The 13,226-nt window shown below is 70.9% G+C and carries 14 protein-coding genes; 10 read left to right on the top strand and 4 right to left on the bottom strand.

Annotation, left to right across the window (positions count from 1 at the left end):
• The first annotated feature begins 1 nt into the window (after position 1).
• The 5 genes from OIE67_RS45240 (at position 2) to OIE67_RS45220 (ending at position 4,407) form a co-directional block, all read left to right on the top strand.
• Positions 2-997: an NAD-dependent epimerase/dehydratase family protein gene (locus OIE67_RS45240; RefSeq protein ID WP_326632150.1), complete on the top strand. Its 996-nt coding sequence runs from the start codon at positions 2-4 to the stop codon at positions 995-997.
• Complete coding sequence (locus OIE67_RS45235; RefSeq protein WP_393274426.1) at positions 994-1,893, top strand: lysophospholipid acyltransferase family protein; 900 nt, start codon at positions 994-996, stop codon at positions 1,891-1,893. The genes OIE67_RS45240 and OIE67_RS45235 overlap by 4 nt, the downstream gene beginning before the upstream one ends.
• An 87-nt stretch (positions 1,894-1,980) precedes the next feature.
• Positions 1,981-2,766 carry an SDR family NAD(P)-dependent oxidoreductase gene (locus OIE67_RS45230; protein ID WP_326632148.1) on the top strand — a complete coding sequence of 262 codons (786 nt, stop codon included), beginning with the start codon at positions 1,981-1,983 and terminating at the stop codon, positions 2,764-2,766.
• Between the two features lie 58 nt (positions 2,767-2,824).
• Complete coding sequence (locus OIE67_RS45225) at positions 2,825-3,403, top strand: RNA polymerase sigma factor (protein ID WP_326632146.1); 579 nt, start codon at positions 2,825-2,827, stop codon at positions 3,401-3,403.
• A gap of 2 nt (positions 3,404-3,405) precedes the next feature.
• Positions 3,406-4,407: an LCP family protein gene (locus tag OIE67_RS45220; protein WP_326632144.1), complete on the top strand. Its 1,002-nt coding sequence runs from the start codon at positions 3,406-3,408 to the stop codon at positions 4,405-4,407.
• Positions 4,408-4,447: 40 nt separating this feature from the next.
• Here the strand turns inward: OIE67_RS45220 and OIE67_RS45215 are convergent, their stop codons facing one another.
• From OIE67_RS45215 to OIE67_RS45205, 3 genes are read right to left on the bottom strand one after another with little or no spacing between them, the layout of a single operon-like run.
• On the bottom strand, positions 4,448-5,320 hold the full coding sequence (locus tag OIE67_RS45215; protein ID WP_326632143.1) for an HAD family hydrolase: 873 nt from the start codon (positions 5,318-5,320) through the stop codon (positions 4,448-4,450).
• A gap of 30 nt (positions 5,321-5,350) precedes the next feature.
• Positions 5,351-5,983, bottom strand: coding sequence for a DUF5667 domain-containing protein (locus OIE67_RS45210; RefSeq protein WP_326632141.1), 633 nt, complete (start codon positions 5,981-5,983; stop codon positions 5,351-5,353).
• A gap of 59 nt (positions 5,984-6,042) precedes the next feature.
• Complete coding sequence (locus OIE67_RS45205) at positions 6,043-6,681, bottom strand: sigma-70 family RNA polymerase sigma factor (protein WP_106246146.1); 639 nt, start codon at positions 6,679-6,681, stop codon at positions 6,043-6,045.
• Between the two features lie 179 nt (positions 6,682-6,860).
• Here OIE67_RS45205 and OIE67_RS45200 point away from each other — a divergent pair, with 179 nt between their 5' ends.
• Positions 6,861-8,405: a putative quinol monooxygenase gene (locus OIE67_RS45200; protein ID WP_326632139.1), complete on the top strand. Its 1,545-nt coding sequence runs from the start codon at positions 6,861-6,863 to the stop codon at positions 8,403-8,405.
• Positions 8,406-8,465: 60 nt separating this feature from the next.
• Here OIE67_RS45200 and OIE67_RS45195 read toward each other — a convergent pair whose 3' ends face one another.
• Positions 8,466-8,702, bottom strand: a complete 237-nt coding sequence (locus tag OIE67_RS45195) for a glutaredoxin family protein (RefSeq protein ID WP_326632137.1) — start codon at positions 8,700-8,702, stop codon at positions 8,466-8,468.
• A gap of 116 nt (positions 8,703-8,818) precedes the next feature.
• Here OIE67_RS45195 and OIE67_RS45190 point away from each other — a divergent pair, with 116 nt between their 5' ends.
• From OIE67_RS45190 to OIE67_RS45175, 4 genes are read left to right on the top strand one after another with little or no spacing between them, the layout of a single operon-like run.
• A complete protein-coding gene (locus OIE67_RS45190; protein ID WP_326632135.1) occupies positions 8,819-9,496 on the top strand; it encodes a redox-sensing transcriptional repressor Rex in 678 nt (225 codons plus the stop codon).
• Positions 9,493-10,749: a glutamyl-tRNA reductase gene (locus OIE67_RS45185; RefSeq protein ID WP_326632133.1), complete on the top strand. Its 1,257-nt coding sequence runs from the start codon at positions 9,493-9,495 to the stop codon at positions 10,747-10,749. The genes OIE67_RS45190 and OIE67_RS45185 overlap by 4 nt, the downstream gene beginning before the upstream one ends.
• Entirely contained in the window at positions 10,746-11,666 is a 921-nt protein-coding gene (gene hemC / locus OIE67_RS45180; protein WP_106246155.1) for a hydroxymethylbilane synthase, read from the top strand. Before OIE67_RS45185 ends, hemC begins: the two co-directional genes overlap by 4 nt.
• Positions 11,657-13,207 (top strand): bifunctional uroporphyrinogen-III C-methyltransferase/uroporphyrinogen-III synthase, encoded by a 1,551-nt coding sequence (locus tag OIE67_RS45175; protein ID WP_407674931.1) that lies wholly within the window; start codon positions 11,657-11,659, stop codon positions 13,205-13,207. Before hemC ends, OIE67_RS45175 begins: the two co-directional genes overlap by 10 nt.
• The last annotated feature ends 19 nt before the right edge of the window (positions 13,208-13,226 follow it).

The raw sequence follows: 13,226 nt of genomic DNA, 5'->3' as shown, positions 1-13,226 counted from the left end.
GATGACCCACACCGTGCTTGTCACCGGGGTCTCGCGCCACATCGGCGCCCGGGTGGCGAGTGCCCTGGCGGCAGACCCGGACATCAGCCGTGTCATCGGAGTGGACACCGTACCGCCCCCCTCGCTGACGCGGGACGGTGACAGCTCCCTCGGCCGGACGGAGTTCGTCCGGGTGGATCTGCGCAGCCCCGACATCGCTCAGGTGATCGCGGCCGCGGACATCGACACCGTTGTGCACATGAGCCTCGTCAGCGCTCCCTCACGGAGTGGTGGCAGGGCCGCCATGAAGGAGCACAACGTCATCGGCACCATGCAGTTGCTCGGTGCGTGCCAGCGGTCGGCGACCGTGCGACGTGTGGTGGTGCGTTCCACCACCGCCGTCTACGGCTCGTCGCCCCGCGATCCAGCGGTGTTCACCGAGGATCTGGAGCCGCACGACGGCCCCGTCCACGGTTACGCCAAGGACGCGGCCGAGGTCGAGGGCTACGTGCGGGGTTTCGCGCGGCGCCGTCCCGACGTGACGGTGTCGTCGCTGCGCTTCGCCAACTTCATGGGTCCAGGCGTCGACTCGCCGCTGACGCGTTACTTCACCCAGCCGGTGCTGCCGAGCGTGTTCGGCTTCGACCCGCGGCTGCAGTTCATCCATGAGGACGACGCGGTCGAGGTGCTCCGCCGGATGGCCACCGAGCATCACCCCGGCACGTTCAACGTGGCCGGGGCAGGCGTGCTGCTGCTGTCGCAGTGCGCGCGCAGGGCGGGGCGGCTGTCACTGCCGCTGCCCTCGTCCGCCTTCCGCGTGCTGGGCGGAGCCGCGCGCAGGGCCGGCCTGGTCGAATACTCACCCGAACAGGTCAGGCTGCTGTGCCACGGCCGCGCGGTCGACACCGCCAGGCTGGAGGCCGAGCTGGGCTGGAAGCCCAAGTTCAGCACCGCCGCGGCCTTCGACGACTTCCTGCGCTCCCACGACCTGCGCCCGCTGGGAGGTGCCCGGCCGTGAGCGTTCCCCACGAGGAGGAGGGCCGGGTGATCCCGATCAGCGCGGCGCCCTCGTTCGCGGAGCCCGAGCCCATGGCCAGGCTGCTGGCCTTCGTGCGCAGGCGGGTCACCGGCGACTACGAGGTCGACGAGTTCGGCTACGACCCCGAGCTGACCGACAAGGTCGTCCTGGAGCTCATCAGGCCGCTCTACAACCACTGGTTCCGGGTCGAGCCCGTCGAGCTGAAGAACATCCCCGACGACAGCGGCGCCCTGATCGTGGCCAACCACTCGGGGACGCTGCCGATGGACGCGCTGATGCTCCAGGTCGCCCTGCACGACGAGGCCGGCCGGGCGCTCCGGCTGCTCGGCGCCGACCTGGTCTACCAGCTTCCCTTCCTCAGCCACCTGGCCCGCAAGACCGGTCACACGCTGGCCTGCCCCGAGGACGCCGACCGGCTGCTGCGCAAGGGCGAGCTGGTCGGGGTGTTCCCCGAGGGCTTCAAGGGCGTCGGCAAGCCCTTCTCCGAGCGTTACAAGCTCCAGCGCTTCGGCCGCGGCGGTTTCGTGGCCTCCGCCATCAGGGCCGGGGTGCCCATCGTGCCCACCGCGATCGTGGGTGCCGAGGAGATCTACCCCAAGATCGGCGACCTGAAGACGGTGGCCAGGCTGCTGGGCCTGCCCTACCTGCCGATCACTCCGTTCTTCCCGCTGCTCGGGCCGCTCGGCCTGGTGCCGCTGCCGTCGAAGTGGATGATCGAGTTCGGCGAGCCGATCAGGACCGACGAGTACGACCCGTCGGCCGCCGACGACCCCATGCTGGTCTTCAACATCACCGACCACGTGCGCGAGGTCATCCAGCAGCTGCTCAACGAGCTGCGGCTGCGCAGGGGTCACGCCTTCCCGCCCTTCCTCTGACCGGCCGGGCGAAGACCGGGTGCAACCGGACGGCCCCCGGCGGTGTTCTGCGGATCGATCGACTGAACACCGAAAGGGACAACCCTCATGGATCTGCAGCTTTCCGGCCGCGTCGCCGTCGTCACCGGCGCGTCCAAGGGCATCGGCCTGGCCGTCGCCCGCACCCTGGCCGGGGAGGGCGCCCACGTGGTCGCCGCCTCCCGTACCGTGCCCGACGCCAAGGTGAGTCACGTCGCGGTGGACCTCATGGACCCGGAGGCGCCCGCCCAGGTCGTCGCCCACGCGGTGCGGGAGTTCGGCGGGGTGGACATCCTGGTCAACAACGCCGGCGGCCCGCCGCCCGGGGTGACGCTGCCGCGGGCCGGGTTCCTGACGCCCGACGACGCCGGTTGGCGGGCGATGTTCGAGTTCAACCTGTTCGCGGTCGTCCGGATGATCCGCGCCGCCGTCCCGGTGATGCTGGAGCGGGGCGGCGGCTCGATCGTCAACGTGTCCTCCACCATGGCCAGGCAGCCGAGCGCCATGAACGTGGACTACGGCGCCGCCAAGGCGGCCGTGCTGGCGATCGGCAAGTCCCTGTCGGAGGAGTTCGGGCCGCAGGGGATCCGGGTCAACACCGTCTCGCCTGGACCCGTGCTGACGGACTGGTGGACCAAGGACGGCGGCGCCGCCGAGGTGTTCGCCGGATTCGTCGGCTCCGACAGGGACAGCGTGATCAAGGAGGTGGCGCCTGCGATGATGAACCTGACCACCGGCCGGCTGGTGCACCCGCAGGAGATCGCCGACGCGGTCGCCCTGCTGGTCTCGCCCCGCTCGGGCGGCACCACCGGCGCCGAGGTCGTCGTCGACGGGGGCCAGCTCAAGGAGATCTGAACCCGCTGGGCGGGTTGTGGAGAGACATCCGTGACCGATCCCCCACAGAAGGGCGGAGATGATCACGCAACCCGCCGTCAGGGGTGTGGACTCGGAGCTGGTGAGCGCCTCGTGGTCCGACCCCGAGGCGTTCGCCGAGCTCTTCGACCGCTACTCCGCCATGCTCTACCGGTACGTCTCCAAACGCCTCGGCCCCGGGCCGGCCGAGGACCTCGTCGGTGAGACGTTCTTGATCGCCTTCTCCAAGCGGAGAAGCTACGACCTGTCCTACCCGGACGCCCGGCCGTGGCTGTTCGGCATCCTGACCAAGCTCGTCGCCCGGCACCACCGCTCCGAGGCGACGCGCTACCGGGCTCTGCTGCGCGCCCCCGTGGAGGCGGAGGTGGAGTCGCCGGCCGACCGGGTGGCGGCGGGGGTGAGCGCCCAGGCCGTCCGCGGTGAGCTGGCCGGCGCCCTGGCCGCGCTGCCCGCCAAGGACCGCGACGTGCTGCTGCTGATCGCCTGGGGCGATCTCACGTACGAGGAGGTCGCGCGGGCGCTCGGCATTCCCGTCGGGACCGTGCGCTCCCGCCTCAACAGGGGCAGGCGGAAGGTACGCGCCGCGCTCGGCGACATCAACCCCATGGAGGAGGAGTGACGATGGACGACCTGAAGCTGCTCCGCGACCTGGGGGCCGAGCTGGAGCACGGGCCGCCGCCCACGCTCGTCCGCCAGCGCACGCGATACCTGCACAGCCGGCCCCGCCGCCGGTGGACCGGCTGGTGGACGGCCGGCCTGGTCGCGGTCGCGACGGTCTGCGCCGTCGCGGTGCCCACGGTGCTCCTCTCGCACCGCGGACCGGCGGGACCGGCGGCCGGGGGCGAGGCGGTGGACGTGAGCGGCGCCGTCAACGTGCTGCTGATCGGCTCGGACACCCGCGACGGCGAGGGCAACGCCAAGTACGGCCCGTCGAGCAGGAACACGGGCCAGCGCGCCGACACGATCATGATCGTCCACGTGCCGGCCGACCGGGGCAGGGCGACCGCGGTCAGCGTCCCGCGCGACTCGCTGGTGCGGGCCGCCCCGTGCACGTCAGGCCCGGCCAGGACCGTCATGATCAACGCCGTGTACGACGAGGGCGGCGCCGCGTGCCTCAGGACGACGCTGGAGAAACTGACCGGCCTGCGGCTGCACCACACGATGGCGGTCGACTTCGCCGGGTTCGAGGACATGGTGGACGCGCTCGGCGGCGTCACCGTCAAGGTGCCGGCGCCGGTGAACGAGCCGAAGGCCAAGCTGCGGCTGCGCGCCGGCGAGCAGGTGCTCGACGGCGAGAAGGCCCTCGGGTACGTGCGGCTGCGCTACTACGGGGACGGCTCCGACCTGTCCCGGATCAAGCGGCAGCGCACGGTCGTCATGGCGCTGCTGAAGAAGGCGCAGACGGCCGTCGCGGACCCGGCCGAGCTCCAGGGCTTCCTCGACGTGGTACGCAGATCGGTGAAGACGGATCTCACCGTTGAGGAGATGTACCAGCTCGGCACCCAGCTCGCGGAGACCAAGGTGAGCCTCAAGGTGGTGCCCACGGGCCCGCATCCGGACGACCGCCTCAGGCTTCAGTGGAAGCAGCCGGAGGCGGGCAAGTTGTTCGGGTCGCTGAAGTAGGGGAGCCTCGCGGGGGCTCCTCGTCAGGCGCACCCAGGGGTCAGACGCGGCCGCGGTAGTGGCGGCGCAGGGCGATGCCCGCCGCCACGCCGCCCGCGAGCGCGCCCACGCCGGCCGCGATGGGCAGCGCCGTCATCGTGGCCTTGCGCCCGGTGCGGAAGTCCCTGATCGGCCAGTCGTGCTTCCTGGCGTGCTCACGCAGCTCGTTGTCCGGATTGATCGCCACGGCCTCGCCGACCAGGGACAACATCGGCAGGTCGTTGGCCGAGTCGCTGTAGGCGGTGCAGCGCGACAGGTCGAGCCCCTCCCTGCGGGCCAGCGCGCGCACCGCCTCCGCCTTGGCGGGGCCGTGCAGCAGGTCGCCGACCAGCCGCCCGGTGTAGACGCCGTTGCTGGTCTCGGCGACGGTGCCGAGCGCGCCCGTCAGGCCGAGCCGCTGCGCGATGACCCTGGCCAGCTCGACCGGGGTGGCGGTGACCAGCCAGACCCGCTGGCCGGCGTCGAGGTGGCTCTGGGCGAGCAGCCGGGTGCCGCCCCAGATGCGGTCGGCCATCACCTCGTCGTAGATCTCCTCGCCGAGGCGTACGACGTCGTCGACCTTGGCCCCGGCCACGAACGCCAGCGCGGTCTCCCTGGCCACCGCGATGTGCTCGGGGTTCTCGTTGCCGCGCAGCCGGAACACCGCCTGCCCCACGGCGAACTTGAACAGGTCGGACGTGGTGAACAGCCCGCGCGTGGCCAGGCCTCTGGCGAAGTGGTAGATCGACGCGCCGCGCATCATCGTGTTGTCCACGTCGAAGAAGGCCGCGGCCTCCAGGTCGGGCTCGACCGGCGTGATCGGCGCGACCGTGACCGCCGCCAGCGCCGCGGCCTCGCCTGCGACCTCGGGCTGCACTTCCTGTCGTCGTCGCATAAGCCGCCACATGGGCTTCAGCTTACTTACCTACTCGGGCGCGACCAGACCTTCGATGTAGTCGAGGTAGTCCTCCGCGCGGGCCAGGTCGGCCTCTCCGAGCTGGTCCAACATGGGTTCGACGACCTCCTGCTGATCCCGCGCGAACTTCTTGATCTTCGGTGAACGCGGCTCGGTCCTTTCCAGGCGTTCGACGCCCACGCGCGTCGACTCCTCCATGTCCTTCAGCGTCTTGTCGATCAGCGGGGCGTCGGTGGTGGTGGAGCCGAGCAGGGTGGCCACCTCCTTGGCGCGGGTCTTGGCCGAGTCGAGCTCGCGCTCGCCGCGTTCCGCTCCCGAGCTGAGCCGGACGAGCGTGGTCTCGGCGGCGCGCTTGAGCGGGTAGAGCGAGTCGCCGGGCACCGCCTGGTAGGTGGCGAAGGAGGAGACCATCATCGCCGCCACCAGCCCCACGGCGGCGAGCTGGGACAGCAGCGGCCGGCGCCGCGCGGGACGGCGGCGGTGCGCGCGCTCGGCGACGGGCTCGTCCTGCTCGTGGGCGAGCGACAGCAGCTCCGCCCGCAGGCGTTCCTTGAAGGCCGGCTGGGGAGCGCCGATCGGCAGCTCCTGGAGTTCGGTGAGGTGATCGAGCACGCGCTCCCGCCGCCTGCGCGCACTACTCATGCGAACTCCTGGGCCTTTCCGCTCGTGACAAGGGCCTAACGACGCGCGGTCGGCGTAGGTTACGCCAGGTCGTGCTTGAGAGCTCTGGCCAGCGACCGTACGGCCCGGAACTGCAGCGCTTTGATCGCTCCACTCTTCTTCCCCATGATCAGCGCGGTTTCCGCGAGCGAGAGGCCGTGCAGGAAGCGCAGGACGACGCACTCCTGTTGTTCGGGATTGAGATCGCGTACGGCACGCAGCACCCGGTCGTTGATGATGGCCGTGACCACGGCGTTCTCGGGGATGTGGGAGCCGTCGAGCGGGACGTCGATCACCTCACCCGTGGTGACCTCCAGCCGGTAGCGTCCCGACTTGAAGTGGTCGGTCACCAGGTTTCTCGCGATGGTCACGAGCCAGGCGCCGAAGTCGCGGCCCTGCCAGGTGAAGTCGCCGATCCGGCGCAGCGCGCGCAGGAAGGTCTCGCTGGTGAGGTCCTCCGCCAGCGGGTGGGAGCCCACCCGGAAGTAGATGTAGCGGTAGACGAGGTCGACGTAGCGGTCGTAGAGCGTGCCAAAGGATTGCGTGCATCCGTTCTTGGCGTGCATCACCAGCATGCGGAGGTCGTCGGGCACGTCTTCGTGCACGACGAGCTCGCCCGTCCGGGCAGGTCCAGCGACGGCTGGAGCGAGCAGCCCGGCGAACGGCGACGAGTCAGGCATCCGGTATCCCTAGGGGTAAGGGGTGCGGCGTGCTCGAACACTCTAGAAATCAACCGGAAATTCCACAATCCACAGCGTGATGGCATGACTAGCCGTAATCGGCAGATACCGTGTTGGACCGACCCGTTCCCTCTTCGGCTACCGGCTGGGAGGCATCGTCCGGCAGCATTGGAGTCACCATGGAGATCCTCGTTGCTGTCATAGCTTTCGCCGGCGCGCTCCTGGCCGCCGTCGCGGCCGGTGCCCTGATCCAACGGCTGCGCGACGACCCTGAGGGATGGCTTGTCGCCTGGACCGTTGCAGTCGTGGCGCTCTGTCTCGCCTTGGGCGTGATCGGCCTCGGCTACCTCATCGGCTTCGGCGGTGTCACTTTCCGTGTCTACCAGGTGACGGGATCACTGCTGGCGCCGCTGTGGCTGGCGGTCGGGCTGGTGCAACTGCTGTCGGAGAAGGCGCCGCCGAGGTTCCTGGCGTGGCTGGCCGGCATCGCGCTGAGCTTCGTGACCGTGGTCATCATGGTGTGGGACCCGCTGAAGAACCAGGAGATGGGCAGGTCGCTGCCGGCCGCGTCCAACCACTGGAACCTCTTCCCCGGCTACCTGCTGATCGCCGTGCACGCCGTCGCCGTGCTGCTCATGCTGGCGATGCTGGTGGTGGCCGGGATCAAGTGGCGCAACGGCGACGAGTACGACACCGACAACCTGCACGCGACCGTGGTCATCGTGCCGTCGGGGCTCGCGCTCGTGGGGGCGATGCGGTTCGCGGTGCCGCCGCTGTTCACCACCGCGTTGCTGGCGGTGGCGGGAGCGGCGGTCTGGTACACCGTGCTGCGGCCGCTGGCGCCGTACGAGGACGACGACGAGGACGACTTCGGTCCCGACGGCGACGAGCGCCTCTCACGCCGCGAGGAGCGCTCTCAGCGCCGCGAGGAACGGGTGCCGCGGGACGAGCGGATGCCGCGCGGCGACCGCGTCCCGCGCGACGAGCGCCCCATGCCGCTGGACGAGCGCCAGATGACGCCGGGCGACCGCCCGATGTTCCGCGAGGAGCCGCCCGGCGACCGTCCGATGTTCCGCGACGAGGTGCCGGGCGGCGGGCGCAGGGGCATGCCGGAGCCGATGCAGGCGGCCGACCTGTCGCCCGCGCCGCCGCGCAGGTCGTCGGGCCTGGGGGATCTGGTGGCCGAATATCGCGCGGGCGACCAGGAGGTCGACTACGCGGCGCGGATGGCGCCGCCGCCCGACGCGGGGCCCTCGACCGGCTACATCATGAACGGCGCGCCGCCCCAGCGGCCCGACTACAACCTGTCACCGCCGGCGCCCGGCACCGGCGCGGTCTTCCCCGGCGCCGACGTGTTCACCCCCGCGCAGCAGCAGCCCGGCTCGGGCCGGCTCTCGCCCACCATCTACGGCCTGCTCACCGTCTTCACCATCATGGACGGCGCGGGCGACGCGTTCGACCGGCTGGCCGAGGCGACCGTCGAGGCCGTGCGCAGGGGTGAGCCCGACACGCTCGTGTACGCCTGCCACGCGGTGAAGTCGGCCCCGCTGCAGCGCATCGTCTACGAGCTCTACCGCGACGAGGTCGCCTACCGCGACCACCAGCGCCAGCCGCACGTGGAGCGGTTCGTCAACGAGCGGCAGACGATGGTGCTGGCCACCAACGTCATCGAGCTCGACGTCAACGCCGCGAAGGTGGTGCCGCTGCCCACCGTCGCGTACTGACCGCGGCCTCCGCCGCGCGGGCCGCCACGTTTCGAGCGCGGCCTGCGCCTCCCCGAGCCGTCACGCTTCGAGCGCGGCCCGCAGCCTGGCCTCGTCGACCCGCCAGAAGTCGTGCTGGACCCCGTCGACGAGCGTCACCGGGATCATCTCCCAGTATTTCTCGGTCAGCTCCGCCGACGACTCGATGCTGACCTCCTCCCACGGCACGCCCAGCTCGCCCGCGACCCTGGCGATGACCTCGCGCGCGTCGTCACACAAGTGACATCCGGGTTTGCCGAGCAAGGTGATGCGATGCATGTGAGCAACCGTACCCCGCCGACTTTGTGCATCGGTTCACAAAGGGATTAACCTGAAAGACGGTTCGATTCCTATCACGCGGTCCCCAAGCCGCCCGTTCCCTGGAGCACCGGCACGTGAAGAGCCCGTCCCAACCCCGCGACCGCGGCATCCCCGAAGCCACGGTCGCCAGGCTCCCGTTGTACCTTCGGGCGCTGCACGGGATGGCCGAGCGGGGGATCGCGACCGTCAGCTCGGAAGACCTGGCCGTCGCCGCCGGGGTCAACTCGGCCAAGTTGCGCAAGGATCTGTCTCATCTGGGCTCCTACGGCACGCGAGGCGTAGGCTATGACGTCGAATACCTCGTCTACCAGATCTCCCGCGAGCTCGGACTGACCCAGGACTGGGCGGTGGCGATCGTCGGAGTCGGTAACCTCGGCCGCGCGCTGGCCAACTACGGCGGTTTCGTCTCCAGGGGCTTCCGCGTCGCGGCGCTCGTGGACGCCGACCCCGAAGTGGTGGGCGACACCATCGCGGGGTTGAATGTGGAGCACATCGACGAACTGGAAACCGTGATCGGGCAGCGCGGAGTCTCGATCGTGGTTCTGGCGACACCGGCGCCGGCGGCGCAGGCGGTCTGCGACCGCGTGATGGCCGCGGGCGTCACCAGCATCCTGAACTTCGCCCCTGTAGTACTTTCCGTGCCGGACAGCGTCGATGTCCGTAAAGTCGACCTATCAATCGAACTGCAGATTCTCGCGTTCCACGAGCAACGCAAGGCTGGGGGGCCACTCATGGCGATGGACGGTCAATGAGTGTTCTGGCTGTAGGACTCAGTCACCGGACCGCGCCGGTGGCCCTGCTGGAGCGCGTCTCGATGACGGGCGAGGCGCTGGTCAAGCTCCTGCACGACGTACGGCAGGACTCCTGCGTCGCCGAGGCCATGGTGATCTCGACCTGCAACCGGGTCGAGGTGCTGGTCACGGCCGACCGCTTCCACGCCGCCGTCACCGCGATCACCGACCTGCTCGGCGTCCACTCCGGCGTTCCCGTCGAGGAGCTGCGGCCGCACTTCTTCGTGCACTACGAGGAGCGGGCCGTCGAGCATCTGTTCTCCCTGGTGTGCGGGCTCGACTCCATGGTCGTCGGCGAGGGCCAGATCCTCGGCCAGGTCCGCCAGGCGCTCAAGCTGGGGCAGCGGCAGGGCGCCGTCGGCGCCACCCTCAACGAGCTGGTCCAGCAGGCACTGCGGGTCGGCAAGCGGGCCCACCACGAGACCGGCATCGACAAGCACGGCGCCTCGCTCGTCTCCGCCGGGCTCGCCCTGGCCGGCGACCTGACCGGGCGGCGCGCCCTGGTGGTGGGGGCCGGCTCCATGAGCTCCCTGGCCGCCGTCACGCTCGCCCGCGCGGGCGTGACCGACATCACCGTGGCCAACCGCACCTTCGAGCGCGGCGCCAGGCTGGCCGAGTCCGTCGGCGGGCGGGCGGTCGGGTTCGGCGCCGTGGCCGGCGAACTGGCCGGCGCCGACATCGTCATCACCTGCACCGGCGCCGGGCGCCATGTCATCACCCCCGGCATGCTGAGCGGGCCCGCGTTCCTGCTCGACCTGGCGTTGCCGCACGACATCGACCCGGCCGTACGCGAGGTGCCCGGCGTCACGCTGGTGGACCTGGAGACGATCCAGGAGTCCGGTATCGGCTCCGCCGAGGGCGACGCCGTACGGACCGTGCGCGACCTCGTGGCCGGCGAGCTGCGCGCCTACCTCGACGCCGAGCGGGCGGCCAAGGTCACTCCGACCGTGGTGGCGCTGCGCAGCAAGGCCGCGGGCGTGGTCGAGTCCGAGCTCGGCCGGCTCCTCATGCGCGTGCCCGAGCTCGACGAGCGGGCGCGCGACGAGGTCGCCATGACCGTGCAGCGGGTGGTGGACAAGCTGCTCCACGAGCCGACTGTGCGTGTCAAGCAGCTCGCCACCTGCCCGGGAGGCGATCATTATGCCGAAGCCCTGCGCGAGTTGTTCGACCTGGATCCGAAGATGCCCGAGGCCGTGAGGGAGGTGGAGCTGTGACGACCCGTACGGGCGCGCTGCGGCTCGGCACCCGACGCAGCCTCATGGCGACCACGCAGTCCGGCATGGTGGCCGACGCCTATATCCAGCGCACCGGGCGCGCGATCGAGCTGGTCGGCGTCACGACGTTCGGCGACGTGACCAAGGCTCACCTGGCCCAGCTCGGCGGCACGGGCGTGTTCGTCAACGCGCTGCGCGACAAGCTGATCGAGGACGAGGTCGACTTCGCCGTCCACTCGCTGAAGGACCTGCCGACCACGCAGGACCCGCGCTTCGTCCTGGCCGCCATCCCCGCCCGCCACGACCACCGCGACGCGCTGGTCGGCACGCACAAGTTCGCCGACCTCGCGCCGGGCGCCAGGGTCGGCACCGGCTCGCCGCGCCGGGTGGCCATGCTCAGCGCGCTCCGCCCCGACCTGGAATACGTCCCGATCCGCGGCAACGCCGACACCCGTATCGGCAAGGTCACCTCGGGCGAGCTCGACGCCGTCGTGCTGGCCTCGGCCGGCCTGGAGCGGATCGGCCGCAGCCACGAGATCGCGCAGATCTTCGAGACCGAGGAACTGCTGCCCGCCCCCGGCCAGGGGGCGCTGGCCGTCGAGTGCCGCGCCGACCGCGCCGACCTGATCGAGTTCCTGCGGGTGCTCGACGACCCGTCCACCCGCTCGGCGGTGATCGCCGAGCGTGCCGTGCTGAACGCGCTGGAAGCCGGGTGTTCCGCCCCGGTGGGTGCTTTCGCGGCCGATGACGGGCACACTCTGAACCTGACCGCTGTGGTCGTCTCCATCGACGGCCGCGAAGCGGTCCGCAAGTCCGCCGCCGGCTCTCCTTCGGAGGCTGCGAAACTGGGCCGCCTCCTAGCGGCCGAGATGATCGCCGAAGGGGCCGACAGATTGATGGGGGAGCAATCCCATTGAGCTCCGATAGTCCGACCTCCGGTTTCGTCGCGTTCGTGGGCGCGGGTCCCGGTGATCCCAACCTGCTCACGCTCCGCGCCGCCGAACTGCTCGGCAAGGCCGACGCGGTGGTGCTCGACGACGAGACCCAGACCCCGCTGCTGCGCCACTGCCGTGAAGGCGTCGAGGTCGCCGAGCGCGACTTCGTCAAGCGTGCCGCCCGCGGGCAGCTCGTGGTGCGCCTGTGCGCGGGCGACCCGATGCTGTTCTCCTCGATCACCGAGGAGGTCGCGGCCTGCGCCGCGGCGGAGGTCGACTTCGAGATCGTGCCCGGCGTGCCGCCCGCGACCGCCGTGCTCACCTACGCCGGCATCCCGCCGGCCAGCGCGGTGCCGGAGTTCCGGGTCGTCGACGCCGCCCAGGAGCAGGACTGGGCCGCCCACGCCGCCTGCCGCGGCACGCTGGTCGTCTACAACGGCATCGGCGACGCCGTGCCCATCGGCAAGGCGCTGATCGCGGGCGGCAAGCCCGACACCACGCCCGTCGCGGTCAGCAGCGGCGGCACCACCACCGAGCAGTACACCGTCGTGTCCACGCTCGGCCGGCTCCAGGCCGACCTCAAGCACGCCGGCTTCACCGAGCCCGCGCTGATCGTGGTCGGCGAGGCCGTCGGGCTGCGCGACAAGCTCTCGTGGTTCGAGACCAAGCCGCTGTTCGGCTGGCGGGTGCTGGTCCCGCGGACCAAGGAGCAGTCGCGCAGCCTGTCCGAGCAGCTCGTGGCCTACGGCGCGGTGCCCGAGGAGGTGCCGACCATCTCGGTCGAGCCGCCGCGCACGCCGCAGCAGATGGACCGCGCGATCAAGGGCCTGGTCACGGGCCGCTACGAGTGGGTGGCCTTCACCAGCGCCAACGCGGTCAAGGCGGTGCGCGAGAAGTTCGAGGAGTACGGCCTCGACGCCCGCGCCTTCGCCGGGCTCAAGGTGGCGGCCGTGGGCGACGCGACCGCGCGCGCCCTGGTCGAGTTCGGCGTCAAGCCGGATCTGCTGCCGTCGGGCGAGCAGTCGTCGGAAGGGCTCGTGGCCGAGTGGCCGCCCTACGACTCGATGCTCGACCCGATCAACCGGGTGCTGCTGCCGCGGGCCGACATCTCCACCGACACGCTCGTGGCCGGGCTCACCGAGCTGGGCTGGGAGTGCGACGACGTCACCGCGTACCGCACCGTGCGGGCCGCGCCGCCGCCCGCGCCCATCCGCGAGGCCATCAAGGGCGGCGGCTTCGACGCCGTGCTCTTCACGTCCTCGTCCACGGTGCGCAACCTCGTCGGCATCGCCGGCAAGCCGCACAACGTCACCGTGATCGCGGTCATCGGGCCGCAGACGGCCAAGACCGCCGAGGAGTTCGGGCTCCGCGTCGACGTCATGGCCGACACACCGTCCGCCACCGCCCTGGCCGCCGCCGTGGCCGAGTTCGGGGCCAAGCAGCGCCAGGCGGCACTGGCCGCGGGCGACCACCCGCGACGGCCCTCGCAGAACCGCCGTGGCGCCAGGAGGAGAGTCAAGTGAGTGCCCCAGTGAGTGCGCA

It is taken from the genome of Nonomuraea fuscirosea (assembly GCF_035917475.1).
In the GTDB taxonomy this organism is placed as follows: Bacteria; Actinomycetota; Actinomycetes; order Streptosporangiales; family Streptosporangiaceae; genus Nonomuraea; species Nonomuraea fuscirosea.
The sequence above is the reverse complement of the archived record's forward strand: the minus strand, read 5'-3'. Positions and strand labels throughout refer to the sequence as shown.

Bases quoted from the DNA above. Each gene is read 5' to 3' on its own strand.
- OIE67_RS45240 (WP_326632150.1), top strand. From the start codon at position 2: ATGACCCACACCGTGCTTGTCACCGGGGTCTCGCGCCACATCGGCGCC.
- OIE67_RS45230 (WP_326632148.1), top strand. From the start codon at position 1,981: ATGGATCTGCAGCTTTCCGGCCGCGTCGCCGTCGTCACCGGCGCGTCC.
- OIE67_RS45225 (WP_326632146.1), top strand. From the start codon at position 2,825: ATGATCACGCAACCCGCCGTCAGGGGTGTGGACTCGGAGCTGGTGAGC.
- OIE67_RS45220 (WP_326632144.1), top strand. From the start codon at position 3,406: ATGGACGACCTGAAGCTGCTCCGCGACCTGGGGGCCGAGCTGGAGCAC.
- OIE67_RS45215 (WP_326632143.1), bottom strand. From the start codon at position 5,320: ATGCGACGACGACAGGAAGTGCAGCCCGAGGTCGCAGGCGAGGCCGCG.
- OIE67_RS45210 (WP_326632141.1), bottom strand. From the start codon at position 5,983: ATGAGTAGTGCGCGCAGGCGGCGGGAGCGCGTGCTCGATCACCTCACC.
- OIE67_RS45205 (WP_106246146.1), bottom strand. From the start codon at position 6,681: ATGCCTGACTCGTCGCCGTTCGCCGGGCTGCTCGCTCCAGCCGTCGCT.
- OIE67_RS45200 (WP_326632139.1), top strand. From the start codon at position 6,861: ATGGAGATCCTCGTTGCTGTCATAGCTTTCGCCGGCGCGCTCCTGGCC.
- OIE67_RS45195 (WP_326632137.1), bottom strand. From the start codon at position 8,702: ATGCATCGCATCACCTTGCTCGGCAAACCCGGATGTCACTTGTGTGAC.
- OIE67_RS45185 (WP_326632133.1), top strand. From the start codon at position 9,493: ATGAGTGTTCTGGCTGTAGGACTCAGTCACCGGACCGCGCCGGTGGCC.